This is a genomic window from Magnetospirillum sp. LM-5 (assembly GCF_902729445.1).
Taxonomy (GTDB): Bacteria; Pseudomonadota; Alphaproteobacteria; order Rhodospirillales; family Magnetospirillaceae; genus Magnetospirillum.
The window spans coordinates 1-26,772 of record NZ_CACVCE010000011.1 but is presented as its reverse complement, the minus strand read 5'-3'; the positions used below and the strand labels follow the sequence as shown (position 1 = coordinate 26,772).

Here is a 26,772-nt window from a genome sequence, read left to right as displayed (position 1 = left end):
AAAGGTGAAGGCCATGCCGATCCTGACCAATCCGGTCGCCGAGCCAAAGTTGCCGGTGACCCAGGTCGCCGACGAGAAACCCGCCGCTCCGCCCGCCGCCGGCAAGGTGCCTGTGGTCATCGGCAAGGTCGATGCCGTCGAGGGCGAGGCGTGGATCGTGCGTGGCGGGCAAAAGATCGCCGCCACCCAGGGCGCCGCCCTGCAAAAGGGCGACAGCATCGAAACCAGCCACGATGCCCAGATTTCCCTGGTCTTCGCCGATCGCTCGACCTTCGTCTTGAAGGATCGCGGCATGATCGCGGTCGATGATTTCTCGTACGATCCGGCCACCAAGACCGGCCACGAAACCATTCTGGTGGCGCAAGGCGCCTTTTCCTTCGTGTCGGGCGACATCGCCAAGGCCAAGCCCGACGCCGCCAAACTGGCGACGCCGGTGATGAGCATCGGCGTGCGCGGCACCACCGTTTCCGGCCTAGTCGGCTCGGACGGCGCCACCTCGGTCGCGCTGCAGGCCGACCCCGGCAGTTCCTTCGTCGGCCAGATCGTGTTGTCCAAGGTCGGCAGTTCCGACGCACCGCTGGTGCTGAATTCCGCTGGCAGCGGCGTGCTGGGCGCCACCCTGGGTGGCGCGGCCTTGACCGCCAGTTCGAATGCCGGCGCGGCGATGGCGTCGGTGGCGCCGACCCCGTCACCGCCGCCGGCCGCGCCGCCGACCCTTCCGGCCGCCCCGGCGGCGCCAACCGGGGGGCAGCAGGGACAAGGCCAGGGGCAGGGAGCGGCTCAAGGTCAAGGCACTGGCGGCGACGCCCCGGCCGGGCCGGCGGCCGCGCAGGCTGCGGCGGCCGATCCGGCCGCTGCGGGCACTGCCAACGGAGAGCCGGTCCAGCAGGCTGCAACGGCCGAACCGCCGCCACCGCCGCCACCGCCGCCGCCACAACCGATCGCGGCGGTTACCTTGGTCACGGTCGGAACGATCGGGCAAACGGGCGGCACCACGCAGGTCGGCGGGACAGACCCCGGCACCGGTGGTGGTGACCTTGGCGGCAGCAAAGGCGGCGGCGATACCGGCGGCAATCCCGTCGGGGGCGGCCAAGTTAATCGGGCGCCGGTCGGCACGGCGGTAACGTTGGCCGCGCACGGCACCGAGGACCTGTCGCACACGGTCAACGCCGCCCAACTGCTTGCCTCGTTCTCCGACCCTGACGGTGATCCGCTGCAACTGGTGTCGGTGACCGCCGACCATGGCTCGGTGATCGACAATCTCGATGGCACCTACACCATCGTCCCCAATGCCGACTTTGCCGGCAACATGGTGCTGAATGTGGTGGTCAGCGACGGCAAGGTGACGGCGTCCAACGCGGTGACGGTGATCTTCGACGGAATCAATGACCAGCCGACCAACAGCCCGGTCACCCTGACCGCCGGCACCGAGGATACCAGCGTCGTCATCACCAAGGCCCAATTGCTGGTCAACGCCGCCGACCCCGATGTCGGCGACACCCTGAACGTGACCGGCATCACCGCCAGTTCCGGCAGCCTGACCGACAATCTGGACGGCACCTACACCTTCGTTCCCGCGGCCAATTCGGCGGCGGCGGTGACGTTTGCTTATACCGTCAGCGACGGCAATGGCGGCACGGCGGCCGGCAGCGCCACCATGACCATCAATGCGGTCAACGACTCGCCGACCCTGGCCGCCAGCGTGGCGTTGACTGCGATCGCCGAGGATACCGTCTCGCCGACCGGGCAGACGGTGACCAGCCTGCTGAATACCGGTTTCGCCGATGCCGACGGCAATAGCCTGGCCGGCGTCGCGGTGATCTCTAACAACGTGGTTTCACCCGACGGCGACTGGCAATATTCCAGCGACGGCGGCACCACCTGGGTCGATATCGGCGGCGTCAACGACAACTCGGCGGCGCTGGCGCTGTCGGCCTCGACGTTGGTCCGCTTCCTGCCCAGCGCCGATTTCAGCGGCGCCACCCCATCACTTTATGTGCGCGGACTGGATTCCACCTATGCCGGCGGCTGGTCGGACAGCAGCACAGCGACCCCGGTCACCGTCAACACCGCCAGCCCCGGCGGCGCCAGCGGTATCGCCGCCGCCGCCACCGAACTGACCGGTTCGGTCACCGCCATCAACGACGCACCGACCTTCACCACCAACGCCAATCACGGCGCCGTGACCCTGACCGGGTCCGTATACCTGACCTCGGCCGGCGCCCAGTCGCTGGGCACCAATTTCACGCTGGAAGCCTGGGTCAAGGATAACGGCTCGCCGATGTGGGGCGGCATCATCACCACCACCGGCGGTGCCACCAAATGGGTGCAGCTGAACAAAGACTTTTCCGGCGGGGTGATCCTTGAGGTGACGGACGGGGTGGGGCTGTCGATCATCACCAGCACCACCCTGATCAATGACGGCAGTTGGCACCATGTCGCCGCCTCGTTCGACGGTACCACCATCACCCTTTATGTCGACGGCGTGGCCGAGGGTACGGCGGCGGCGCTGCCGTTCGCCGATCCGGTTTCCTTGCAGATCGGTACCTCGCGGGATACCTTGGCCCATTTCGTCGGCTCGATCAGCGACGTCAAGGTGTGGAGCGAAACCCGCAGCGCCGCCCAGATCGCCGCCGATTCCGTCGATGACCCGGTCGGCAACGAAGCGACCCTGGAGGCGTGGTATCCGATGACCGACGGGGCGGGGACCACCGCCACCAACAGCGCGACCAGCTCGTTCGGCAATGCCAGCGCGACCGGAACTCCGACCTGGCTTGCCGCCTCCACCCTGACCGGCTTCGCCGGTACCGGCGTCACCATTACCGAGGCCCAGCTTCTGGCCGGCGCCGCCGATGTCGATGTCGGCGATGTGTTGTCGGTCAGCGCGGTCTCCGCCAGTTCCGGCAGCCTGACCGACAATCTGGACGGCACTTACACCTTCGTTCCGGCGGCCAACACCAGCGGAACGGTGACCTTCAGTTACACCATCAGCGACGGCAACGGCGGCACGGTCGCCGGCAGCGCCACCATGATCGTCACCGATCTGGCCGCGACGGCGGGAACCGACACCCTGGATGGCGGCAACGGGTCCAACACCTATACGGTGGCGGCGGCCAACTTCGCTGCCGGCGATGCCATCACCGATACCGGCACCAACGGCGGCGACATCGACACCATCAGCCTGAGCACCAGCGGCACCGTCCTGCTGGCTGCCGGCACGGTGACCGGCATCGAGAAGCTTCAATTCTCGGGCGCCGGCAACAGCGTGGTATTGGGCGGCGGCGCCGACCCGCAGCAATTCGCCTCGATCGTCGGTGGGGCCGGCTCCGACGCGGTGATATTGACCGATGCCGGCACCACTTTGGACCTGACCGGCATCACCATTTCCAGCATCGAGACCATCTCGACCGGCGCCGGCAGCGATTCTGTGTCGTTCGACGACGTCTCGGCGGCCGGCGCCACCTTCATCCTGGACGGCGACGGCAGCAGCGGCGATACCGACACCGCCACCTTCTATCAGACCCAGGCCGGCACGCTGGACATCAGCGGCAAGACTTTTTCCGCCATCGAGAAGGTGGTGATGGAGGTCAGCGGCACCAGCGCGGGCGTCACCCTGGTCGGCCACGCCCAGGGCACCAGCTTCGTCGGCGGGGCTGGCAACGACGTGCTGACCGGCGGTCTTGGCGCCGACACCTTTGTCAGCAGTGCCGGAATTGACAACATCGATGGCGGGTCCGGGACCGATGTCCTTGATTATTCGGCCGACTCGGCCGGCGTAAGTGTCAACCTGCAGCTTGGCACCGCCACCGATGGCTGGAGCGCCACCGACAGCTTCACCAACATCGAGAAGGTGGTCGGTTCGGGCTATGCCGACACCCTGACCGCCAGCGGCAGTGGCGCCAGCACCCTGACCGGCGGCGCCGGCAACGATGCCTTCGTGCTGGATTCCAGCGCCAGCACCACCATCACCGATTTCGGCAACGGTTCGGACTTCTTTACCCTGTCCAACTCTGAATTCGGCTTCGGGTCGGTCGGCGACATTCTGACCTCGGACTATGCGGAAAGCGCCACAGCCATGTCGGGCACCGCCACCAATTACGGCGGCGGCAACACCGGCACCGGCCTGATCGCCATCGATAATGGCGGCAATGTCGAACTGTGGAGCACGACCGCGATGGAGGCGGCGACCACCGCCAATTCCACCCTGGTCGGCACCGTCACCGGGGTTGACACCACCGCGCTCGACAACACCAGTTTCCACTTGGCGGTGTGAGGGGCATCATCGATCAGGCCGAGCGGCCGGTCGTCACAGGTGAGTCTGTATCTCGGCCATCAGCTTTCCCCACAGCCAAAGCAGGGTCGGCGTGCAGGCCCATGTGGGCGGTTGCAGCCCGGCGGCGCGGCAGATGTCGACGGCGTTGGTGGTGCAGCTGTTGACCAGATAGCTGTAATTGCCCAGGGTGCCATCCAGTTCCGAGCGCCGATGCTTGCGGTTTATCAGGGTAAGCGCCGCCGACGCGCGGTTGGCGGTGATGTGGATTCGCCTGATGCGCGCCCGGCCTTCGTCGAAGTCATCATCCTCCTCGGCGCCCCCCCACGGACCAAAAAACGTCTCGGTATTCACGCCGATCAACGGTTTCAGCGTGCCCTTCATGCCCTCGGGCAGGTTGCCGACGGTCTGCTCGTTGGCAAGACCGTCCACGACGACGATGTTGTGGCTGACCGTATGGCCCTTGCTGGTCAAGCCGATCCCGATGTAGTTGCGGGACCTCTTGCCGGCGACGAGGATCTCGATGTTGTTCTGCCCCCCGATGTAAGGGCCAAATCCGGCGGCTTTCAGGGCGAGATAGAGGGCCGCGGCGGTCACCGCACCGGTCACGGCCAGGACGCCGGAGACCGACGCGATCAAGGCACCGATGGCCGCCGTGGTGATGGCGCCGGTCAGTCCGCGGGAGACGCCGCCCATGCTCCACATCTGGGCCGATCCGGGCGCAAAGGGGGCTGGGGAAGGCGAGGGCGCCTGAATGGCCGGCGGGCCGAACCGCGTCGGCGGCGGCGGCGCGATTCCCGGGGGCGCGGCAACCGGTGGAGAGAGGGTGGAACGTGGAGCCGCCTGAATGACCGGCTGACCAAACCTTGTCGGCGGAGGCGGAACCGGGTGACGAGAAGCATGATGCTGGCCAGCCATGGAAAAACTCCTGGTGCGGGCTATTCGTCTGGGGATTCACGATACACCCGCCAAGGTGGTATTTGAAAGCGGTGACTGCCCGTTAACATTTTGATGGGGACTTTGGTCGGTCGCCACGGATTCGGGCAGGCTTGCGACCAATGATCCATCCGCAGGGCTGACCGCATCCAAATGGTCATTTGCGCGTTTTTGGCAGGGGTGTACGATACCTATCGATGATCGGACCGAAGGGGGGATCGAAATGCCTGCAGCGGAAGGGACAGCACCTGTGGCGGTGATCCTGGACCAGGCCGGGTTGGGCGGGTTGTTGGCCGCCATTCGTGCCAAGGGCTGGCGCACCATCGGTCCACGCGTCGCCGACGACGCCGTCATCTATGACGAGATCGAGACCGTCGCCGACCTGCCGATGGGTGTCGGCGACGAACAGAAGGGCGGCCATTACCGCCTGAAGGCGCGCGGCGACCAGGCCTTGTTCGGCTATACCAGCGGGGCTCAGGGCTGGAAGCGGGTTTTGTACCCGCCGCGCCAGAAGCTGTTCTCGGCCAAGCGCACGGCTTCGGGCTTCACCATCGACCAGCCGGCACAACCCGACGCGCCGCTGGCGCTGATCGGCGTCAGGGCTTGCGAGATGGCGGCCATCAATGTTCAGGCCAAGGTGTTCGGCGACAAGGATTTCGCCGATCCGGGCTATCAGGGCCGCCTGAAGGGCGCGCTGATCGTCGCCGTCGAATGCACCCGGGCCGGCGACACCTGCTTTTGCGCCTCGATGGGCACCGGACCCGAGATGGGCACCGGCTACGACATCAAGCTGGTGGAAATGGTCGGCAAGGGGGGCGTGACCTATGTCGCCACCGCCGCCACCGACACGGGCGCCAAGCTGTTGAAGGCGGCCAAGGGCACGCCAGCGGCCGAGGCCGACGTCACCGCCGCCGCCAAGGCGGTCAAGGCGGCGGCCAAGCAATCGCGCAAGATGGAGACCGCCACCTCGGCCAAGCTGAAGGACGTGCCGGAACATGCCCGCTGGGATCAGGTGGCGGCGCGCTGCATGACCTGCGGCAATTGCACCATGGTCTGCCCCACCTGTTTTTGCACCACGGTCGAGGACGTCACCGACCTCAAGGGCGACCATGCCGAGCGGTGGCGCAAGTGGGATTCCTGCTTCACCGTCGATTTTTCCTACATCCATGGCGGGGCCATCCGCACCGAGGTTCGCTCGCGCTATCGCCAATGGATCACGCACAAATTGTCGACCTGGCATGATCAGTTCGGCCAGGCCGGATGCGTCGGTTGCGGCCGCTGCATCACCTGGTGCCCGGTCGGCATCGACATCACCGAGGAAGTAGCGGCCATCCACGACAGCACCAAGGGGAGGAAGTGACATGGTCAAGCCGGACGATCTGGGGAAGATCATCGACGAGCATCCCTTCTTCCAGGGTATCGACGACAAGCTGCGCGCCCTGCTGGTCGGCTGCGCCGCCAACGAGCGCTATGAATCCGGCCAGTTCCTGTTCCGCGAGGGGCAGGAAGCGGCCAAGTTCTATCTGGTCCGCGCCGGCACGGTGGCGGTGGAAATCGATGTGCCCGGCAAGCAGCCGATCGTCATCGAGACCATCGGCGAGGGCGAGGTGGCCGGCTGGTCGTGGATCGTCGAGCCCTATCGCTCGACCTTCGACGCCCGCGCCATCGGCCTGGTTCGCGCCATTTCCTTCGACGGCAAGTGCCTGCGAAAGAAGATGGCCGCCGATCCGGCCCTGGGCTACGAGGTGCTGCGCCGCTTCGTGCCGATGATGGCGCATCGCCTGTCGTCGGCCCGCCTGCAGATGCTGGATCTGTACGGACCGTCGGCCAAGCCGGAAAAGGTCAAGAAGGCCAAGGTCAAGTCCGCTGGCAAGACCAAGGGCACCAACCGCAGCCCGGCGGCGCGGCTGGCCAAGGCGGCGAAGAAGTCGAAGAAGGATTCCTGATCATGACGGCCGTCCCCAGGGATCCGATGCTGCCGGTCTTGTTCCGCATCGAAAAGGTGCGCCGCGACCTGTCCGACACCTTCACCATGGAACTGGTGCCCGAGGCCGGGGGCGAGTTCTCGTTCAAGCCCGGCCAGTTCAACATGCTTTACGTCTTCGGGGTGGGCGAGATTCCCATCTCGATCTCGGGCGATCCGGGCGACCGCTCGGTGCTGGTGCACACCACCCGCGCCGTCGGTGCCGTCAGTTCGGCACTGGATTCCTTGAAGGCCGGCGACCAGATCGGCGTGCGCGGCCCCTATGGCACCGCCTGGCCGATCGAGTCGGCCTATGGCCAGGACGTGGTGTTCGTGGCCGGCGGTGTCGGCCTGGCCCCGCTTCGTCCGGCCATCTACCACGCCATGAACAACCGCGAGCGTTACGGCAAGGTGATGGTGCTGTACGGCGCCCGCACGCCCGAGGACATCTTGTTCAAGAAAGAGCTGGAACGCTGGCGCGGCCGCTTCGACATGGACGTGCTGGTGACCGTCGATCGCGCCACCGGCAAATGGAGCGGCAATGTCGGCGTCGTCACCAATCTGGTGGCCAAGGGCGGCTTCGACCCCTTGCACACCACCGCCTTCGTCTGCGGCCCGGAAGTGATGATGCGGTACGGAGCGAGCGCCCTGGAAAAGAAGGGCGTGGCGCGCGACACCATCTGGATCAGCATGGAACGCAACATGAAGTGCGGCGTGGGCCTGTGCGGCCATTGCCAATGGGGCTCGCATTTCGTCTGCAAGGACGGGCCGGTGTTCCGTTATGACAGCGTCGCCGATCTGTTCCAGGTCAGGGAGCTTTAGCCATGGCCGAAAGAAAACGCCCGAAACTGGCGGTGTGGAAGTTCTCGTCCTGCGACGGCTGTCAGTTGTCCCTGCTTGATTGCGAGGACGAATTGCTGGCCCTGACCGAAGAGGTCCGCATCAGCTATTTCCTGGAAGCCACCCGCAAGATCGAGAAGGGGCCTTACGACGTTTCGCTGGTCGAGGGCTCGATCACCACGCCGCACGACGTCAAGGCCATCCGCGAGGTGCGGCGCCAGTCGAAGGCGCTGATCACCATCGGTGCCTGCGCCACCGCCGGCGGCATCCAGGCGCTTCGGAACTTCAAGAGCGTCAAGGAATTCATCCGCTGCGTCTATGCCCACCCGGAATATATCGACACCCTGACCACCTCGACGGCGATTTCCGACCATGTGTCGGTCGATTTCGAGCTGCGCGGCTGTCCGATTTCCAAGCATCAATTGCTGGAAGTGCTGAACGCCTATCTGAACGGCCGTAAGCCCAACGTGCCCCGGCATTCGGAATGTATCGAATGCAAGGCCAACGGCATCGTCTGCCGCATGGTCGCCGCCGGCACGCCCTGCCTGGGTCCGGTCACCCAGGCCGGCTGCGGCAGTCTGTGCACCGGCAAGGATCGCGGCTGCTTCGGCTGCTTCGGCCCGATGGAAACCCCCAACACGGCGGCCCTGGCCGCGCATCTGAAGGAACTGGGCTGTTCCGGCCGCGACGTCCAGCGCCTGTTCAGAAGCTACAACGCCAACGCCGAGGCCTTCCGCAAGGAGAGCGAGACCCATGGCTGAGACACGCACCATCAAGGTCGAAGCCCTGGCCCGCGTCGAGGGCGAGGGCTCCCTGCACGTCAAGATCAGGGACGGCCGCGTCAAGGAGCTGCATTTCGGCATCTTCGAGCCGCCGCGTTTCTTCGAGGCCTTCCTGAAGGGCCGCGACTTCCGCGAGGTCCCCGACATCACCGCGCGCATCTGCGGCATCTGCCCCATCGCCTATCTGATGGGGGCCAGCCAGGCCATGGAAGACGCCCTGGGCATCCAGGTGACCAAGCCGATCCGCGATCTTCGCCGCCTGATCTATTGCGGCGAATGGATCGAAAGCCACGCGCTGCATGTCTATATGCTGCACGCCCCCGACTTCCTGGGCCTGTCCGACGCGCTGGAACTGGCCGCCGTCAACCGGCCGCTGGTGGAAAACGCCCTGCGTCTCAAGAAGGTCGGCAACGAAATCCTGGAAGTGATCGGCGGCCGCGCCATCCACCCGATCGGCCTGAAGGTCGGCGGCTTCTACAAGCTGCCCGACAAGAAGGCCTTGAAGGGCCTGGAAGAGGATTTGAAATGGGCGCTGGAAACCTCGATCGCCACCGCCAAGCTGGTGGGCGGCTTCGATTTTCCCGACATCACCCAGGATTATAATTTCATGGCGCTTCGTCACCCCGACGAATACGCCATCCATGAAGGCCGGCTGGTCACCTCGGCCGGGCTCGACATTCCGGTGTCGAAGTTCCTGGACCATATCGACGAGGAGCATGTGCCGTGGTCCAACGCGCTGCACGGCGTGGCTCGTGACGGCTCGGCCCACCATGTCGGGCCGCTGGCCCGCTATAACCTGAATTACGACAAGTTTTCGGCCACCGCCAAGGAATCGGCCAAGGCGGCGGGATTGGGCAAGGTGGTCAAGAACCCGTTCCAGTCCATCGTGGTGCGCGCGGTCGAACTGGTGCAGGTGTGCGAGGACGCCCTGAAGCTGGTGCAGAATTACGTCGTGCCCGACCGCGCCTATGTCGAAGCGCCGGTGCGGGCCGGCGAGGGCCATGGCTGCACCGAGGCGCCGCGCGGCATCTGCTATCACCGCTATCGCATCGACAAGGAAGGCACCGTTCTCGACGCCCGCATCATCCCGCCGACCGCCCAGAACCAGAAGGTGATCGAGCTTGACCTGATGAAGGTGGTGGAGGCGAACCTGAAGGAAACCGACGACACCATCAAGTGGAAGGCCGAACAGGCCATCCGCAATTACGACCCGTGCATTTCCTGCGCGACCCATTTCCTGAAGCTGGAGATGGATCGGGGATAGGCCCGGCCGTTTGCAGGCCGGGCCGGGCGCCCCTACATTAAGGGCATGACAGATTACGTCCGCACCGTCGATGCCAAGGGGGCGACCAGCCAGGTCAACTTCATCGCCAACCAGGAAGCCGCCTTCTGGGTGCGCGCCCGGCGCAACCGGCTGCTGGCCGAGTGGTTTTCCGACCTGACCGACGAAGACAGCCAAAGCTATCTGAAATTGCTGCTGGACGAGGATTTCGCCCGCGTCGAAAGCCGCGAGGCCGAACGCTGGATTCTGCTGAAGATCAGGAACGACCTGCTGGGTTTCGGGGTGTTGCAGTCCTTGGACGATCTGCGCGACCGTTTCCAGCGCTTCGAGCGCCAGGCTTGGCTGGAACGGACCGGCTGATCAGCCGGGCTTGCCCCACTTCCGTCCGGAGTCCGGGGCGTGAAGGCTGTGCCGGTGTTTGGGAAAAATTCAATTCACCACAGAGGCACAGAGGCACAGAGGGGGCTTTCGTGGGGCAACCCTGTCGCCACGGCTCGGAAACCTCTGTGCCTCTGTGTCTCTGTGGTTCAAGATAATTGCACACTCCGTCATGGCCGACCGTGACGATGAAATCAGCCAAATTGAAATCCGGCCTCGTCGCCCGGCTGATCAGCCGGGCAGGATCAGCGCGCCGTCGTCGGCCAGCGGGAATTGCGGCACCCAGGCCACTTCCCACGGATGGCCGTCGGGATCGGCGAAATAGCCGACGAAACCGCCCCACGGTGTGTCCTGGGCCGCTTTCAGCAAGGTCGCGCCGACCGAGATCGCCTGGTCCAGGGTGGCGGTGACCTCGTCCTTGCCGCGCATATTGACCGCCAGGGTGATGCCGCCGGGGCGGGGGGCATCAAGGCCGGTATCGGCGGCCAGGGCCGCGGCGGCATAGAGCGCCACCACCATCGCGCCACACTGGAAAAAGGTGATGTCCGGGGCGTCGATGCCGGTCCAACGCTTCCACCCCAGCGCCTGGTAGAACGCGGTCGAACGGCCGACATCGGCGACGGCCAAGGTGATCAGGCTGATGCGTTGGTCCATGGAATGGGCTCCGGGGGGGGCAATGACCGGGGGCATCCATTTCTGTCCCCGGTCATTTCTGTTCATGCCTAAGCGTCGTCGCCTTCTTCGTCATCCTGAGATTGAGTGCTATCGCCATAAAGTCCGCTTTCGCGGAGCCACGTCGCGAAGCTGTCCAGGCTCCCTCGAAGGATTACCTCGACAACGTGGATTCGACCCAGGGAGCCCAGGTCGCCGCCATGGCCGTCAACGGTCATCAAGACAGACCAGCCGAAAAAACCTGAGATGCGGATACGCCCTTTGGCATCCAACTGGATACGCTGAACCCCGTGGCGGCTGAAAAAGTATGGGGTGCGTTCGCCGGGCTTGGTGGCTCGGTTGCGCGCCCAAGATGCAATCAGATCCACGAATCTGGAAATCACTTCCGGGTTCTCGACCTCGTAGGTATCGCGCTGCCGACAAACTTTAGAAATACCGGGAAAGCTGGTGGGGTGGGTCGCAATGCTGAGAAAGCAGTTGAGTCCATCTGTACTTTCAATTTCTTCCACAGAAAATCCGTTGGCAACCGCGGCGGCGATGAAGGCGCCATTTGCGAGATAGTAGTAAACTTCCGGATGTGTACGCTTTATCCACTTCTCGACTGCATGCTTCATGCCGTAGCTGGACCAGCGCCTATGCATCTTCGGCGCTTTCTTGCAGTGGGCCAACCACAATTCCGCTTTCAGGAACATCTCGACGGTTCCGTCCCCAAGGAACTCATCGCGTGACTGCGCCCAGTCCTCGTGGGTCTTATAGACATAGCGGCGCCCAATGGACGGATTCAGTCCGTTCAAAGTCATGCGGGGAAACTGATCCGCCACCTTTCGGATGCGCCGTAGCGTGGCTTCATGCAGGGCGGCGGAAAGTGGCGCCCCATCAAGAGCAGAATGGCCGAGCGCCCGAAGGCGGCCATTGAACGCTTCATCGTCGATCTCGGTAATGACCGCCCCCTGTGCGAGAGCCGTTTTGAGAGAAATGTTAGTCCTATATCCCATCCCCGAGGCGATGGCTTCGGACAGGTGTGACGAGCCGACGCCTTGGATGAAATCCATGGTCGCCCGCTTGATCATCTTCAGGGAATCGTGGGTAAGCGCTACCGGCATCGCCGTATCTCCTTGCGATGGTCGGACGCCTGCCGATTAAACGCCGACCAGGGAGATAGGTCGATGCGAAAAGAAGAAAATCCAGGAGGTTTAACCCGGCAGGATGTCTGGTCCCTGGATGCCCACGCGAGAAGGTTGCCACCAGTGCAGGCTCGAAGTCAATCATCTCCGCAATAGGAGCCGTACAGTGAACTTCCATCACCCCCGCAACGGCAACGCCACCCCGATCGCCACGAACAGAGCGCCGCAGAAGTGGTTGAAGCGCCGCCCCACCCGGGCCAGCCAGCGGCGGACCTTGTGGGCGCTGGCGGCCAGGCCCCATTCGGTGGCGGTCTCGGTCACCGCGAAGGTGCCGGCCATGATGAAAAATTGCGGCACCAGCGGCCGGTCCGGATCGATGAATTGCGACACGAAGGCGCCGAAGAACAGCAGCACTTTGGGATTGCTGAGCGCCGAAGCGGCACCCTGGCGGAACAAGGTCAAGGCGGTTACCGCGCGTGCCGCAATCGGCAGTTCAAGACCGATCGGCGGGGCCCGCCATACGCCGATGCCCAGCCACACCAGATAGGCGCCGCCGATCCATTTCAGCGCCACCAGCCAATGGGCCGAGGCCTGCAGCAATGCCCCGATGCCGAACATCGAGGCGGCGATGACGATGACGAAGCCCAAGGCGCCGCCGGCCACCGTCCACAGCGCGCGGGCCTGGCCGTAAAGGGCGCCGTGGGTCAGCGCCAGCAGGCTGTTGGGGCCGGGCGACAGCGACAGGCCGATGGCGGCGGCCAGATAGATCAGCCAGGTGTCGAAATCCATGCCCCGATGGTGCCGGGCCAGCAGGCCTCGGTCAAGCCGCGCGGTCGGCCTGACGGTGCGGGGGGCGGGCGGTGGCGCTGGCGGCCTCGGTCTGGGCGCGCATATGGACGTGATAGCAGGTCTGGCACCACAACGCGTCGGCCAGCTTGCGTTCGCCCCGGCTGACCCGGTGGCGGGTGCGGCGCTGGCATTGCGGGCAATGGTGGAATTCGTCGTCGTGGTCGTACATCTGTCCTCTCCTGTTGGCGGGCAGAGTAAGCCAGCCGATTATGGTTTTCCCGTGGCGTTTTGGTGAAAGTTCAGGCCGCCTTGACGACCATCGCCCGGGCCCGTTCGAACCACAGATACAGGACCGGGGTGATGTAAAGCGTCAGCACCTGGCTGACCACCAGCCCGCCGACCACCGACAGGCCCAGGGGCTGGCGCAGCTCGGCCGCCGCGCCGTGGCCCAGGGCGATGGGCAGCGTGCCCATGATCGCCGCCATGGTGGTCATCATGATCGGGCGAAAGCGCAACAGGCAGGCCTGGCGGATCGCCTGATCGGGGCTTAGGCCCTGGTGGCGGGTGGCTTCCAGGGCGAAGTCGATCATCATGATGGCGTTCTTCTTGACGATGCCGATCAGCATCAAGATGCCGATGATGGCGATCACCGACAATTCCATCTTGAAGGCCAGCAAGGTGGCCAGCGCACCGACGGCGGCCGCCGGCAGGCCGGACAGGATGGTCACCGGGTGGATCAGGCTTTCGTACAAGATGCCCAGCACCACATAGATCACCACGATTGCGGCCAGCAGCAGCAGGCCCTGGTTCCGCAGGCTTTCCTGGAACACCTTGGCGGTGCCGGCGAAGTTCGAGGTGATGCCGGCCGGCATGCCCATCTCGGTCTCGATGGCGCGGATGCGCGTGGTGGCGGCTCCCAGCGCGGTGTCGCCGGCCAGGTTGAAGGCGATGGTGACGGCCGGCAGCTGCGATTGGTGGTTGACGGTCAGCGGCCCGACGGTGCGGCGGATGGTCGCCACCGCGTCCAGCGGCACCAACGGCCCGTTGGCCGAGCGGATCTTCAGCTTGGCCAGCGCCGCCATGTCGGTCTGGAAGCGGGGATCGAGTTCCATCACCACGGCATAATCGTTGGCCGAGGCATAGATGGTCGAGACCTCGCGGGTGCCATAGGCCGAATAAAGCGCCGAGCGGACCGCATCAAGCTTGACCCCTAAGGCGGCGGCCTTGTCGCGGTCGACATCGACCAGCGCCTGGGCGCTTTTGATCAACAGGTCGCTGGTGACGTCCTGGATCAGCGGCTCGCGCTTCAGGCGGTCTTCCAGGCGTTCGGCGAAGGCGTAAAGCTCGGCCTGGTCGATGCCTTCCAGGGTGTACTGATATTGCGACTTCGACGACCGGCCGCCCAGATTCAGGGTCTGGACCGGCACGATGAAGACGTTGATGCCGGGGATACCCGACACCTTCTTGCGCAAGCTGGCGATGACCTCGGTCACCGGGCCGCGCTGGTCGCGGGGCACCAGATTGATGAACATGCGCCCCGAATTGACCGCGTTGGACAGGCCCGACACCCCCATCGCCGAGGTCACCGTGGCGATGTTGGGATCGGCCTGGATGATGGCCATCACCTTCTGCTGCTGCTCGGCCATGGCGGCGAAGCTGATATCCTGCGCCGCCTCGGTCTGGATGAAGATCTGGCCGATATCCTCGGTGGGGAAGAAGCCCTTGGGGATCTCGCGGAACAGCACCACCGTACCGACGATGGTCACGAGCGTCGCCACCAGCATCGAGCCGCGATGGACCAGCACCCAATCCAGGCTGGCGCGATAGCTTTCGGCCAGGCGCTCGAAGCCCTTCTCCAACGCCCGCTCGACCGGGCCGGCCTCGGAATCATGTTCGGGGCGCAGCCAGCGGGCGCACATCACCGGGGTCAGCGTCAGCGATACGAAGGCGGAAATCACGATGGCCAGGCTGACCACCACGGCGAATTCGTGGAACATCTTCCCGATGACGCCGCCCATCAGCAGAATCGGGATGAACACCGCGATCAAGGATACAGTGATCGAGATGATGGTGAAGCCGATCTCGCGCGAGCCCAGCAGCGCGGCATCCAGCGGTTTCATGCCGGCATCGACGTGGCGCTGGATGTTTTCCAGCATGACGATGGCGTCATCGACCACCAGCCCCACCGCCAGGGTCAGGCCCAGCAGCGAGATGTTGTTGAGCGAAAAGCCCAACAGGTGCATGGCCCCCAGGGTGGCGATCAGCGACACCGGCATGGCCACCGCCGGGATCAGGGTGGCGGACACCCGGCGCAGGAACAGGAAGATCACCATCACCACCAGCGCCACCGTCAGCCCGAAGGTGAATTGCACGTCGGCGATGGCGGCGCGGATCGGCTTGGAGCGGTCGTTCATCACGTCGATCTTGACGCTGGCCGGCAGGCTGGCCTGGACCAGCGGCAACAGGGCGCGGACATCGTTGACCACCGACACGGTGTTGGCGTCGGGCTGGCGCTGGACCGCCACCACGATGGCGCGGGTGCCGTTGAACCAGCTGGCGGTGCGGTTGTTCTCGACCGAATCCGACACCGTGGCGACGTCTTTCAGCCGCACCGGGGCGCCGTCGCGCCAGGCCACCACCAGCTCGGCGAAGGCGGCCGCGTTGGGCAATTGCGGATTGGATTGCAGCACCAATTGCTGGCGCGGCCCGTTCAGCACCCCCAAGGGCGAGATCGAGTTGGCCGATTTGACCGCGCCCTGCAATTCGTCGATGCCGATGTTGCGAGACGACAGGGCATCGGGATCGACCTGGACCCGCACCGCATATTTCTGGCTGCCATAGATCAGCACCTGGGCGACGCCGGAAAGCCGCGAGACCCGGGGGCTCAGGATGGTCTGGGCGTATTCGTCCAGCTGCGACAAGGGCAGGGTGGCCGACGACAGCGCCATCAGCACGACCGGGGTGTCGGACGGGTTGACCTTGCGAAAGGACGGCGGCACCGTCATCTCTTCCGGCAGCCGGCGCAGCGCCCGGGTGATGGCCGACTGGACGTCCTGGGCGGCGGCGTCGATGTTGCGGTCGATGTTGAATTGAAGCGTGATCGAGGTGGTGCCCTGGCCCGAGGACGAGGTGATGGTCTCGACGCCGGCGATGGTCGAGAACTCGCGCTCCAGCGGCGAGGCCACCGACGAGGCCATGGTCTCGGGGCTGGCGCCGGCCAGATTGGCCGAGACGTTGATGGTGGGAAAATCGACGTTGGGCAGTGCGGCCACCGGCAATTGCTGCCAGCCGACCAGGCCGGCGAACACCAGGACCAGCGTCAGCAAAAGCGTGGCGACCGGCCGGGCGATGAAGGCGGCCGACAGGTTCATTGCGGCGCCCCGGCGGTGCGCTCGACCACCTTGACGCCGTTGCCCAGCCGCATCTGGCCCTCGACCACCACCTTGTCGCCGGCGGCAAGGCCCTTGGCGATCACCGCCAAGCCGTCCAGCACGCGATCGACGGTGATGGCGCGGATTTCGGCGATGGTTTCGGGCGTGACCACATAGACATAGGTGCCGATCTGGCCGGTCTGCACCGATTCGGCCGGCACCACCAGGGCGGCTTCCTCCGTGCCCAGCGTCAGGCTGACATTGACGAACTGGCCCGGCCACAGGCGGGTGTCGTCATTGGCGAAGGTGGCCTTCAGGCCGATGGTGCCGGTCTGGGTGTCGATGGCGGAATCGATGAAGGTCAGCGCCCCGGTGGCGGCCAGACCGGGATCGGCGGCGCTGGTCACCACGACCTGCAGCTCGCCCTGGGCCATGCCGGCGCGAATGCGCGGCAGCACCGATTCGGCCACCGCGAACGACACCCGGATCGGGCGCAATTGGGTGATGGTGACCATGGCCTGGGCATCGGACGGCTTGGCCAGGCTGCCCAGCTTGGCGTTGACCACCCCGGTCCGGCCCGGCACCAGGGCCTTGATGGCGGAATAATCGATGGTCAGGCGGGCATTGTCGATGGCGGCCTGGTCGGATTTGATGGCCGCTTCCAGCACGGCGACGTCGGCGGTGGCCTGCTCGACCTTTTGCCGGGTCGCCGAGCCGGTTTCCAGAAGCTTGGCATAGCGGGCCAGATCGGCGCGGGCCCGGTCCAACTGGGCGCGGTCGCGGGCCAGATTGGCCTCGGCCTGACGGCGCGCGGCTTCGGCCGGGCGGGCATCCAGGGTGAACAGGATGTCGCCGGCCAGCACTTCCTGGCCTTCCTGGATATGGACCTTGATGACCTCGCCCTCGGCGCGCGGGCGGACCGGCACCACCGACAGCGGCTGGACATTGCCGACGGCGGAAACCCGCACCGGCATCGGCCTGGCCTCGACGGCGCGGGTCACCACCGGCATGGGGCGAGCCTCGGCCTTGGGCGGGGCGGCCTGTTCGGATTTCGACGTCACCAGCCAGCCGCCGCCAGCGACGGCGGCAAGGGCTAGGGCAATAAGGGCGGGGCGAGAGATCTGCATGGGTTTGATCAATCTCTCAACGGCCGCCCGCCGTCAATCGGGGATCGGTAACGGATGGTAACGGGGGGAGGGGGCGAGGGTCTCACGCTCAGCTTAAGGCGTGTGCAGATGTCCTGCGCCCCATCGTGTCACTCCGACCTCGATCTCACCGAGAGCCCGATGGGTGTCGATTATATGCCGTAATATTTATGTGCACTGTCACCGTAATCCGGCGACTTTCGCCAGGATGAACCAGCCGCCATCCTTGTGCCGGGCCAGACACCGCAGCGGCGTGCGGGCCAGCCGCGCGAACTCGCTGTCGATGCCTTGCGCCTTGAAGCCGATCGCCTTGGCAGTGCGCAGCAGATCGACCTCGTCCGCCATCTTGCCCGGGTCGCCATGGCCGTGGCGCAACTGATCATGTTCGCCCGCCTTCTCGAAGAACTTCGCCAGCATCGCCAGGCAGGCCAGGCCGGGATCGAGGGTGGGCGGTGGCAGCGGGGCGGTGGGCTTGCCTTCTTCTGCGGCAACTTGATTCATGGTCACCGTATTCCTCAATCCACCGCAATATCCCCATTGGCATGCACTATGCCGTTGGTGTGCTCTATTACGAGTGCTGCACGATATTGAGCGCGTAAATAGAGCAAATATTGAATAGCACGCCTTGACGCGTGCATGCAAATCGTACGAGCCTAAAAATAAGGTGTCGGCAATGTGCTGGCGCCAGCCGGAGACGTGGGGGCAGCAAATGACTGGCATCGGCAGGGGCGTTCCGGAAAAACTGACCAAGCCCGATGTCGCCAGCGCGGACCCAAAACCTCCGCAAAAGGGGCCGGCAACGCCGGCCCAGTTGCTGGGCGAGGTGATGTTTCTGGCCCTCAAGTCGCCGGACCATCGTGGTCTGACCCTGGCCGAACTGGAATCCCGCCTACTGCCCCCCTTGACCCTGGGGCAGTTCCGTCTGTGGCGTGTCGGCGGCCGGCCGGTCGGCTTTGCCAGTTGGGCGATGGCGGCGGATCAGGGCAGCCTTCCGCCCTTCACGACGCCAAGCGCGGCGGACTGGCGTGCCGGGCCGTTCCCGGTTCTTGTCGATCTCATCGCCCCTTTCGGCGGAGGCGAGGGGTTCGAGCGAGATTGGCGGGAAAAGGTGCCGTCGGGGAAAGCGGAGGCCGGAGCATGAGACGATGGGCACTGAACCAGGATTTCCGTGCTCCGGTTTACCCGTGGTGGCGGGCGGCTGTCCTGATTTTGATTCTTTGGGTGATGTCCAGCCCATCCCCCGCAGAAGAAACGCTGCTTGGCCATCCCATCCATACAGCGCCGTTCGGAACCCGGGCGACCACAGGGGCTTTGAAATGGGTCGATGACAGCCATCTAGCCCTCAATGAGACCGATCGGGTGATCGTGTGGAATGTCGATACCGGCCAGACCGTTGAGGAAGTTGGGCGGCATCTGATCTGTGTTGATACCAACGGGTCGGAACCAATTTTCCTGATGAAGGGAGTGGAACGGGTTCCTCCGCAAGGCGATCCGCCGGAGGGCGACCCGAAGCGGGATCTGCTTTTTCCAAAGTACCTTGGTCCGTGGGGCCAGGAAACTCGGCTGGGGCCGGATCAGGAACGGACCACCGATTTGCCGACCCGGGACCTTCATCAGCCATCGGGACAGACATTCCGCCAATGGTTCGTGCGGGAAAGCTTCACGGGCTGCCTGGGGCGGTGGCTGCCCGATGAATCAACCCCACCCCATATGATCGAGCCGATACACAAGCATTATCCGCTGTTTGCCGGCAAGATCGTGGTTGATTGGCGTGGAGGAAGAAAGGACGAGCCGTTAAGGCTGCATCTGGCCGACCGACCCGAATCGGTTGAACTGGACATACTTCGCCGCGACATTAGCGCTGGCTGGTCTGGCCTCGGATATTATGCCTTCAAGCGAGCCTATCTTGCCCTTGGCTATGGAAATGAACTCCGCAAACCATGGCGCTATTGGTGGCTTCACGAGGATGGCGCGGTTGAGGCGGGGGGGATGCCTCCGCTGATGGAGGCCTCTAGCTTGGTGCAAAATGAGGCGCCTGGGCGAAAGTTCTCTCATCAGGTCGTAGGGCTTACGGCCGCCATACCGACGAAACTTGGGTTCATCGTCACGATCACTTTTTCGCTTCGCGACGGCCCGCCGCTGGATATTCTCGTACTCGAGGACGGCACGCGCTGGCGCCTGCTGTACAAGGCGGCCTACATCCAGGGGCCGTTGCTGACATCGCCAAATGGCTGCCGCATTGCCTTTGCCGCAACGAATGACCGCCAGAGGAGGACTTTTAACGGGCCGCCAATGCCCATAAAGGTCGTCGATCTTTGTGATGCCACCACCAATGCCCAATAAACACCCTGGGGGAAAGCCATGACAACCTATTCCAACGATCAGGCCAACCTTCTGCTGGGAAACGCCGCAACGTTTCAGGCTTACAACGATGTCCCCGGAAGGGGGACGATCGTGAACGATGTCATCATGGATCCACGGACCTTGGCACCGGGGTACGAGTTGGAGGCGGTCGTCTACGCCGGTCAGGAAGGAAATCCGCCGACCCCGGGAAGCCATCAGGCACGGCTGGACGGGTGGGTCAATGCCAGCACCGGCAACGCCATCATCGCCTTCGCCGGAACCTACGACAATGCTGCCGATTGGCGCAGCAATGTTGATCTGGTCAGGGATGAATTCTTACACAAAGGTGTCCCGACAATCGCCGATTACGGTGACAGTGCACTGAATCAATCGCGCTCGCGCCGATGAGATACATTCCGATGCCGCTGGCTTGGTCACCTACCCCCATCACGCCGCATGGGGCCGCACTTCGGCGTTGATCTTCTCCCCCAGGGCGAGCCGGGTGGTTTCCAGGTCATAGGCGGCCTGGAGGCCCAGCCAGAAATCGGCGCTGGTCTCGAACAGGCGGGCCAGGCGCAAGGCGGTCTCGGCCGTCACCGAACGGCGCCCCTGGACGATCTCGTTCATGCGCGACCGGGGAACACGCAGTTGTTCCGCAAGGCGATAGACCGACATGCCGGCGGGCTCCAGATACTCATGGCGCAGCACATCGCCCGGGTGAACGGGGGGCAGGCGAGCGGCATTCGGGTCGGCCACCTCCGACAGGTCGATCCGCCCCGATTCCAGGTCATCACGGCGAATGGTCATGGCGCACCTCATGCGTGGTAATCACAGAACTCGACGTCCTCGGCGCCGTCGGCCGTCCAGCGAAAGCAGACGCGCCACTGATCGTTGACGCGGATGCTGTGTTGCCCCTTGCGGTCCCGTTCCAATGCTTCCAGTCGGTTGCCGGGTGGGCTGGGCAGGTCGGTCAGGTCAACCGCCTTGTCGATCATCGCCAGCTTCCGGCGCGCGACATTCGCCACATCGGCCGGCGTGCCCTTCGGGCAGAGCCCCGCGAAGATCGCGGCAGTGCGCTTATCTGCGAAGCTCCTGATCATTCATCAAGCGTACCGCGATACGGGACGTATCGTCAATCGATACGTCCCGGCCATCACCCTTACCCCTTCGGCCGCTTGTCGATGATCCGCTTGGCCTTGCCCATCGAGCGTTCGATGCTGTCGGGGGCCACCACGTTGACCTTGGTCGAGATGCCGATATACGACTTGATGTGATGGACCAGGTCCTTGGCCGCCGCCTTGGCGGCCTCATCGTCATAGGGTTGGTCGGACCGCATCTCGACATTGACCGCCAGGCTGTCCAGATGGTTCTCGCGGGAAATTTCCAGCTGGTAATGCGGCGCCAGCCGGTAATCTTTCAAGATCAGTTCCTCGATCTGGGTCGGGAAGACGTTGACGCCCCTGATGATCATCATGTCGTCGGACCGGCCGGTGATCTTCTCGATGCGGCGGAACGACCGCGCGGTGCCCGGCACCAGCCGGGTCAGGTCGCGGGTGCGGTAGCGGATGATCGGCAAAGCTTCCTTGGACAGGCTGGTGAAGACCAGCTCGCCCATCTCGCCGTCGGGCAGAACCTCGCCGGTGGTCGGGTCGATGATCTCGGGATAGAAATGGTCTTCCCAGATGTGCAGGCCGTCCTTGGTCTCGATGCATTCGCAGGCCACGCCCGGCCCGATCACTTCCGACAGCCCATAGATATCGACGGCGTCGATGCCCATGCGGGCCTCGATCTCTTCGCGCATCGCCCCGGTCCACGGCTCGGCGCCGAAGATGCCGATCTCGATCGGGCAGGTCTTGGTGTCGATGCCCTGGCGGTCCATCTCGTCGGCGATGGCCAGCATGTAGCTGGGCGTCACCATGATGATGCGCGGCTGGAAGTCGGAGATCAGCTGGACCTGCTTCTCGGTCTGGCCGCCCGACATCGGGATGACCATGCAGCCCAGGCGCTCGGCGCCGTAATGGGCGCCCAGGCCGCCGGTGAACAGGCCATAGCCATATGAGATGTGGCACTTGTCGCCCCTGCGCCCGCCCGAGGCGCGGATCGAGCGGGCCATGACGTCGGCCCACATGGAAATGTCATTGGCGGTATAGCCGACCACGGTCGGCTTGCCGGTGGTGCCGGAACTGGCATGGACGCGCACCACCTGATCCTGCGGCACGGCGAACATGCCGAAGGGATAGGTCTGGCGCAGATCGTCCTTGGTGGTGAAGGGGAAGCGGGCCAGGTCCTTCAGGTCGCGGACGTCGTCGGGATGCACCCCCTTGGCCTGGCACTTGGCGCGGAAGTGGCCGACATTGTCATAGGCATGCTTCAGCGACCATTGCAGGCGCTTGAGCTGCAGGGCGGCGATCTCGTCGCGGCTGGCGATCTCGATCGGGTCCAGGATGTCGCGGGGTGGCGGGTTGCGGCGGGTGCTGACGGCGTTCAATGGATCCTCCCTCTTTTGAGATGCGGCCCCCGTCTTGGCGCGGGGATCGGCCGCCGAATGTCATGAAGTCAGGCGCGTTCCAGCAGAAGCGACACGCCCTGGCCGACGCCGACGCACATGGTGGCGACGGCCATCTTGGCGCCCGAGCGGGCGAGTTCGATGGCGGCGCTGCCTGCGATGCGGGCGCCGGTCATGCCCAGCGGATGGCCCAGCGCGATGGCGCCGCCATTGGGGTTGATGTGTCCCGCGTCGTCGGGCAGGCCCAGGGCGCGGGCGCAGGCCAGCACCTGGGCGGCGAAGGCCTCGTTCATTTCCCACAGATCGATATTGGCGACGGTCAGATCGTGGCGGTCCAGCAGCTTGCGGGTGGCCGGCACCGGGCCGATGCCCATGATGCGCGGCGGGCAGCCGGCCGAGGCGAAGCCCTTGATGCGGGCCAGCGGGGTCAGGCCGTATTTTTCCGCCGCGCGCGGGCTGGCGATCAGCAGGGCGGCCGCGCCGTCATTGACGCCCGAGGCATTGCCGGCGGTCACCGATCCGCCCTTCCTAAACGGCGCCTTCAGCTTGGCCAGCGCCTCGATGGTGGTGGCGCGGGGATGCTCGTCACGTTCAACCACCACCGGATCGCCCTTGCGGGCGGGCAGGGTGACCGGGGCGACTTCCAGCCCGAACCGGCCCGACGCTTGCGCCTTGGCGGCGCGGTCCTGGCTGCGCCACGCGAAGGCGTCCTGGTCGTCGCGGCTGATGGACAATTCCTCGGCCAAATTCTCGGCGGTCTCGGGCATCGAATCGATGCCGTACTGGGCCTCGATCGCCTTGTTGACGAAGCGCCAGCCAATGGTGGTGTCGTAGATGGCGGTCTCGCGCGAGAAGGCGCTTTCCGCCTTGGGCATGACGAAGGGTGCCCGGCTCATGCTTTCGACGCCGCCGGCGATCATCAGATCGGCCTCGCCCAGGCGGATGGCGCGCGCGGCCAGCGCGACCGCGTCCATGCCGGACCCGCACAGCCGGTTCATGGTGGTCGCCGCCACCTCGACCGGCAGGCCCGACAGCAGCACCGCCATGCGGGCGACGTTGCGATTGTCCTCGCCGGCCTGGTTGGCGCAGCCCAGCACCACCTCGTCCAGATCGCGCCAATCGATGGACGGATGGCTTTCCATCAGCGCCTTGATCGGATGGGCGGCCAGGTCGTCGGTGCGCATGCCGGCCAGCACGCCGCCGAAGCGGCCGATGGGGGTGCGCTTGACGGCGCAGATCAGGGCGTCGGTCATGGATGGGCTTCCTCGGGGATGTGGTGGCCGTCGATCACCCGGCAATGGCCGCGAAACAGCGCCACCACCTCGCCGTCGGGACGGCTGACGGTGACGTCATAGGTGCCGTTGCGGCCCTTGCGGTGGGTTTCGACGCATTCGGCGGTCAACAGGTCGCCTTCCTTCGCCGCCGCCGGATAGGTGATGGTGCAGGCCAAGGCCACCGCGTGGCGGTTATAGGAATTGCAGGCATAGGCGAAGGCGTCGTCGGCCAGCTTATAGGTGAAGCCGCCATGACAGATGCCCAGCCCATTCAGCATGTCTTTGGTCACCCGCATCGACATGCGGGCATAGCCGGGCCGGATCTCGTCCAGGGTCACCCCCAGGAAATGCGAGCTGGGATCGTTGGCCATGATCGCCCGGCCGACTTGCTCGGCCAATGCTTGCGCATCGTTGCCGACTTGCTCGGCCAATGCTTGCGCATCGTTGCCGACTTGCTCGGCCAGGGCCTGGGCATCCTTGTGGCGTGCGTGCATGGTGACCGTTGAACCTCCCTCGGGGTCTTCGCCCCATTTCGGTATTTTGATACCGAATTATTGTCGCAAACGCAATGGCCGTGTCGCAACGGCGCAAGGCCTTGTGTGCAAAGGCCTTGCATGTGCGAGATGGACCAAGTACCGTTCGATGGAACTGGTGGTCACGGGGGCAAAAGGATACCGCCAAGTGAACATGGTCAAGGTGTTGATCGGCAGGGTGCTGTCCATCGTCTTCTCTGGGATGACGCTGGCGGAAATCTTCGATCTGTTCATCCCCACGCGTCAGTCGGCCTTCGTCCAGCGCCGCCGCTCGCTGCTGATCCTGTCGCGTGTGCGGCTGGTTTCTGCGGTTTTCGCCGTGCTGACGCCCCTGTGGATCCCCGTCGATCTGTTCATTTTCGAGACCGCGCTGTCGATGTATCTGGCCGCACTGCGTGTGCTGGCCTCGATCGCCTTCATCTTGCTGTGCCTGGCCTATCGCGGTGCCGACAGCGTGGCGGTGGCCCGCTGGGGCCTGATCTGGCTGTTGTCGATCCCGACGGTGTTCTTCCTGATCAGCCATCCGCTCTTGGCCCAGTTCGCCATTTCCGATCCGGCCCAGCAGGTGGTGGCTGCTGGCTATGCCTTTTTGCCCTTCGTCATGGTGGCCGGTCTGGCGGTGTTCCCCATCACCGCCATCGAGGGCGCGCTGCTGTCGCTGCCCTTGCTGCTGGCCTATCTGCTGACCGGTATCCTGGGCTACCAATTGCTGCCGTTCGCCTCGCACCTGGGGGCGCAGTGGCTGCTGCTGCTGCTGGCGGTGGTGGCGACCTTGGCCGGCATGAGCCAGTTGCATTTCATGAGCCAACTGGTCGACCAATCCTCGCATGATGGTCTGACCCGGGCTTATAACCGCCGCGTCGGCGAGGAGATGCTGGTCCAGCAATTCCTGACCTCGATGCGGTCGAAGATTCCGTTCTCGTTGGCCTTCGTCGATCTGGACAATTTCAAGTCGATCAACGACCGCTACGGCCACGAAGAGGGCGACAACACCTTGCGGGCGGCGTCGGCGGCACTTCGCAAGGTGCTGCGGCGCGGCGACGTGCTGATCCGCTGGGGCGGCGAGGAGTTCCTGGCCCTGATGCCCAACACCGACCCCGAAGGCGCCCGCATTGCCATGCTGCGCCTGCGCGAGACCGGGCTGGGCGTGCGCCCCGACGGCAACCCGGTCACCGCCTCGATCGGCGTGGCCGAGCGCATGTCCGACGATTGCCAGCAATGGCAGGAATTGGTCGAAAAGGCCGACCATCGCATGTATATCGCCAAGCAGACCGGCAAGGACCGGGTCGTCGGCGACGGCGACAAGCTGATTGCCGGCGGCGACATGCCCGAACAGGCCGTCGCCGCCAGCTGATCAAGACGTCGCTGGGTCAGGCGATTTCGAAGATCGCCTCGATCTCGACGGCGACGTTCAGCGGCAGGGCGGCGACGCCTACGGCGACGCGGGCATGGCGGCCGGCCTCGCCCAGCACCTCGACCATCAAATCCGACGCACCGTTGACCACCTTGGGCTGGTCGAAGAAGTCCGGCGTGCCGGCGACAAAGGCGGTCATGCGTACCAGCCGTTTGACCCGGTTCAGGTCGCCGCCACAGGCAGCGCGCGCCTGGGCCAACAGGTTCAGCCCGCACAGGCGGGCGGCGCGAACGCCATCCTCGATGGTGACGGTGTCGCCCAATCGGCCGACCACCGCTGCCTTGCCGTTTTCCAGCGGCAGCTGGCCCGACACGAACAGCAACGAGCCGGTCAACACCGACGGCACGTAATTGGCCACGGCGGCGGCAGGAACCGGCAGGGTGATCCCCAGCTCGGTCAGGCGGGTTTCCGGATTGGTGGCCATCTTGGTCTCCTTGGGGGGGCGGTCGTGGGCGGCCAGGGTAGCCGGCAAAGGCGCGGCGGGGAAGGGGGTGCGGAAGTGATGCAAAAAACGCCGGCACTCATGCAAAAATGTATCTTGTTGTTCGGCGTTGCCAAACCATATGCTTCTTACAAGCATTCAAACCCTGCTCGATGGAGCCGCCGATGTCCCTGTCCCCCGCCTTCGGGCCTTGCGCCCCCAATCCGGTCTGCGGGCCGAGCCCTGTTCCCCGTCGTCCGGCGACCTCGCTGTGGCAGCAGGCCGTGTCTTTCCTGGAAGACACCGTCGTCCGTCCGGTGCAGGACCGCATCGCCCGCGATCGTCTGCAATCCGAGATGGCCGGCCTGGATCATCGCGAATTGAAGGATCTGGGACTGTCCGAGGACGAGGTTCCCTATTTCGTCAATCAGTGGAAGCCGAAGCACTGAGCGCCTGAACCCGGGCGATCCGATACGGACCCGGGCAGAATTTCGACACGCCCTGTTTGTCCTTGAGCGCCGCCCCTCTCTTTGGGCGCTTGGACAGGCAGGGCGTTGTCGTTTCGGCCAACCGATTGACCATTGATCGAGATTGGAGCGCCGAGCCTCCATAGTGAGGCACGGCGCTCCGGCGAGCGTTGAGCGAGCGGCCAAGGGCGCGGATGCGCCCGCCCGGCGAGGGACAACCAAAAAATGAGACCATCGTGCGCCATGTTTGGCGCTCGATGGT

General features: G+C 64.8%; 27 protein-coding genes. 12 read left to right on the top strand and 15 right to left on the bottom strand.

The window, feature by feature from the left end; genetic code table 11:
* Positions 1-13: 13 nt before the first annotated feature.
* Entirely contained in the window at positions 14-4,273 is a 4,260-nt protein-coding gene (locus tag MTBLM5_RS19100; protein ID WP_173974866.1) for a cadherin-like domain-containing protein, read from the top strand.
* A gap of 33 nt (positions 4,274-4,306) precedes the next feature.
* Here the strand turns inward: MTBLM5_RS19100 and MTBLM5_RS06005 are convergent, their stop codons facing one another.
* On the bottom strand, positions 4,307-4,975 hold the full coding sequence (locus tag MTBLM5_RS06005; protein ID WP_173974865.1) for a hypothetical protein: 669 nt from the start codon (positions 4,973-4,975) through the stop codon (positions 4,307-4,309).
* Between the two features lie 454 nt (positions 4,976-5,429).
* Between MTBLM5_RS06005 and MTBLM5_RS06000 the strand changes: the two genes are divergently transcribed.
* Genes MTBLM5_RS06000 through MTBLM5_RS05975 form a run of 6 tightly spaced genes read left to right on the top strand, consistent with a single transcriptional unit; the run spans position 5,430 to position 10,433 of the window.
* A complete protein-coding gene (locus MTBLM5_RS06000; RefSeq protein WP_173974864.1) occupies positions 5,430-6,566 on the top strand; it encodes a 4Fe-4S dicluster domain-containing protein in 1,137 nt (378 codons plus the stop codon).
* Between the two features lies 1 nt (position 6,567).
* Positions 6,568-7,152, top strand: coding sequence for a cyclic nucleotide-binding domain-containing protein (locus tag MTBLM5_RS05995; RefSeq protein ID WP_173974863.1), 585 nt, complete (start codon positions 6,568-6,570; stop codon positions 7,150-7,152).
* A 2-nt stretch (positions 7,153-7,154) separates the two neighbouring features.
* A complete protein-coding gene (locus MTBLM5_RS05990; protein ID WP_173974862.1) occupies positions 7,155-7,991 on the top strand; it encodes an FAD/NAD(P)-binding protein in 837 nt (278 codons plus the stop codon).
* A 2-nt stretch (positions 7,992-7,993) separates the two neighbouring features.
* The gene (locus MTBLM5_RS05985; RefSeq protein ID WP_068499326.1) at positions 7,994-8,770 is read left to right on the top strand and encodes an oxidoreductase; all 777 of its coding nucleotides are present in this window, start codon (positions 7,994-7,996) and stop codon (positions 8,768-8,770) included.
* Positions 8,763-10,055: a Ni/Fe hydrogenase subunit alpha gene (locus MTBLM5_RS05980; protein ID WP_173974861.1), complete on the top strand. Its 1,293-nt coding sequence runs from the start codon at positions 8,763-8,765 to the stop codon at positions 10,053-10,055. Before MTBLM5_RS05985 ends, MTBLM5_RS05980 begins: the two co-directional genes overlap by 8 nt.
* Before the next feature lie 45 nt (positions 10,056-10,100).
* Entirely contained in the window at positions 10,101-10,433 is a 333-nt protein-coding gene (locus tag MTBLM5_RS05975; RefSeq protein WP_173974860.1) for an ATPase inhibitor subunit zeta, read from the top strand.
* Positions 10,434-10,682: 249 nt separating this feature from the next.
* Here the strand turns inward: MTBLM5_RS05975 and MTBLM5_RS05970 are convergent, their stop codons facing one another.
* The 7 genes from MTBLM5_RS05970 to MTBLM5_RS05940 form a co-directional block, all read right to left on the bottom strand.
* Entirely contained in the window at positions 10,683-11,105 is a 423-nt protein-coding gene (locus MTBLM5_RS05970) for a VOC family protein (RefSeq protein ID WP_173974859.1), read from the bottom strand.
* A gap of 68 nt (positions 11,106-11,173) precedes the next feature.
* The gene (locus MTBLM5_RS05965) at positions 11,174-12,226 is read right to left on the bottom strand and encodes a hypothetical protein (protein ID WP_173974858.1); all 1,053 of its coding nucleotides are present in this window, start codon (positions 12,224-12,226) and stop codon (positions 11,174-11,176) included.
* A 198-nt stretch (positions 12,227-12,424) separates the two neighbouring features.
* Positions 12,425-13,036, bottom strand: coding sequence for a LysE family translocator (locus MTBLM5_RS05960; RefSeq protein WP_173974857.1), 612 nt, complete (start codon positions 13,034-13,036; stop codon positions 12,425-12,427).
* Positions 13,037-13,067: 31 nt separating this feature from the next.
* On the bottom strand, positions 13,068-13,265 hold the full coding sequence (locus tag MTBLM5_RS05955; RefSeq protein ID WP_173974856.1) for a hypothetical protein: 198 nt from the start codon (positions 13,263-13,265) through the stop codon (positions 13,068-13,070).
* Between the two features lie 70 nt (positions 13,266-13,335).
* Positions 13,336-16,407 (bottom strand): efflux RND transporter permease subunit, encoded by a 3,072-nt coding sequence (locus MTBLM5_RS05950; RefSeq protein ID WP_173974855.1) that lies wholly within the window; start codon positions 16,405-16,407, stop codon positions 13,336-13,338.
* Entirely contained in the window at positions 16,404-17,534 is a 1,131-nt protein-coding gene (locus MTBLM5_RS05945; protein ID WP_173974854.1) for an efflux RND transporter periplasmic adaptor subunit, read from the bottom strand. Before MTBLM5_RS05945 ends, MTBLM5_RS05950 begins: the two co-directional genes overlap by 4 nt.
* Before the next feature lie 198 nt (positions 17,535-17,732).
* Entirely contained in the window at positions 17,733-18,053 is a 321-nt protein-coding gene (locus tag MTBLM5_RS05940) for a cysteine peptidase family C39 domain-containing protein (protein ID WP_173974853.1), read from the bottom strand.
* A 172-nt stretch (positions 18,054-18,225) separates the two neighbouring features.
* Between MTBLM5_RS05940 and MTBLM5_RS05935 the strand changes: the two genes are divergently transcribed.
* From MTBLM5_RS05935 to MTBLM5_RS05925, 3 genes are read left to right on the top strand one after another with little or no spacing between them, the layout of a single operon-like run.
* A complete protein-coding gene (locus MTBLM5_RS05935; RefSeq protein ID WP_173974852.1) occupies positions 18,226-18,693 on the top strand; it encodes a toxin-activating lysine-acyltransferase in 468 nt (155 codons plus the stop codon).
* A complete protein-coding gene (locus MTBLM5_RS05930) occupies positions 18,690-19,895 on the top strand; it encodes a hypothetical protein (RefSeq protein WP_173974851.1) in 1,206 nt (401 codons plus the stop codon). Before MTBLM5_RS05935 ends, MTBLM5_RS05930 begins: the two co-directional genes overlap by 4 nt.
* Before the next feature lie 18 nt (positions 19,896-19,913).
* Complete coding sequence (locus tag MTBLM5_RS05925) at positions 19,914-20,303, top strand: hypothetical protein (protein WP_173974850.1); 390 nt, start codon at positions 19,914-19,916, stop codon at positions 20,301-20,303.
* A gap of 39 nt (positions 20,304-20,342) precedes the next feature.
* Here MTBLM5_RS05925 and MTBLM5_RS05920 read toward each other — a convergent pair whose 3' ends face one another.
* The 5 genes from MTBLM5_RS05920 to paaI all read right to left on the bottom strand — a co-directional run bounded on the left by MTBLM5_RS05920 (position 20,343) and on the right by paaI (position 24,169).
* A complete protein-coding gene (locus MTBLM5_RS05920) occupies positions 20,343-20,702 on the bottom strand; it encodes a HigA family addiction module antitoxin (RefSeq protein WP_068499298.1) in 360 nt (119 codons plus the stop codon).
* Positions 20,703-20,710: 8 nt separating this feature from the next.
* On the bottom strand, positions 20,711-20,995 hold the full coding sequence (locus tag MTBLM5_RS05915; RefSeq protein WP_173974849.1) for a type II toxin-antitoxin system RelE/ParE family toxin: 285 nt from the start codon (positions 20,993-20,995) through the stop codon (positions 20,711-20,713).
* 59 nt (positions 20,996-21,054) lie between these two features.
* Positions 21,055-22,383 (bottom strand): phenylacetate--CoA ligase PaaK, encoded by a 1,329-nt coding sequence (gene paaK, locus MTBLM5_RS05910; RefSeq protein WP_173974848.1) that lies wholly within the window; start codon positions 22,381-22,383, stop codon positions 21,055-21,057.
* 68 nt (positions 22,384-22,451) lie between these two features.
* Positions 22,452-23,654: a 3-oxoadipyl-CoA thiolase gene (gene pcaF, locus MTBLM5_RS05905; protein WP_173974847.1), complete on the bottom strand. Its 1,203-nt coding sequence runs from the start codon at positions 23,652-23,654 to the stop codon at positions 22,452-22,454.
* Positions 23,651-24,169 (bottom strand): hydroxyphenylacetyl-CoA thioesterase PaaI, encoded by a 519-nt coding sequence (gene paaI, locus MTBLM5_RS05900; RefSeq protein ID WP_173974846.1) that lies wholly within the window; start codon positions 24,167-24,169, stop codon positions 23,651-23,653. The genes pcaF and paaI overlap by 4 nt, the downstream gene beginning before the upstream one ends.
* Before the next feature lie 193 nt (positions 24,170-24,362).
* Here paaI and MTBLM5_RS05895 point away from each other — a divergent pair, with 193 nt between their 5' ends.
* A complete protein-coding gene (locus tag MTBLM5_RS05895; RefSeq protein ID WP_173974882.1) occupies positions 24,363-25,562 on the top strand; it encodes a diguanylate cyclase in 1,200 nt (399 codons plus the stop codon).
* A 16-nt stretch (positions 25,563-25,578) separates the two neighbouring features.
* On the opposite strand, the gene MTBLM5_RS05890 is transcribed toward MTBLM5_RS05895, so the two are convergent.
* On the bottom strand, positions 25,579-26,046 hold the full coding sequence (locus tag MTBLM5_RS05890) for a RidA family protein (RefSeq protein ID WP_173974845.1): 468 nt from the start codon (positions 26,044-26,046) through the stop codon (positions 25,579-25,581).
* 182 nt (positions 26,047-26,228) lie between these two features.
* Here MTBLM5_RS05890 and MTBLM5_RS05885 point away from each other — a divergent pair, with 182 nt between their 5' ends.
* Entirely contained in the window at positions 26,229-26,492 is a 264-nt protein-coding gene (locus MTBLM5_RS05885) for a DUF1127 domain-containing protein (protein WP_173974844.1), read from the top strand.
* Here MTBLM5_RS05885 and MTBLM5_RS18715 read toward each other — a convergent pair.
* Positions 26,467-26,772, bottom strand: a 306-nt coding sequence (locus MTBLM5_RS18715) for a hypothetical protein (protein WP_217424981.1), incomplete at its 5' end; no start/stop codon positions are given. The two genes, MTBLM5_RS05885 and MTBLM5_RS18715, sit on opposite strands and share 26 nt — an antisense overlap.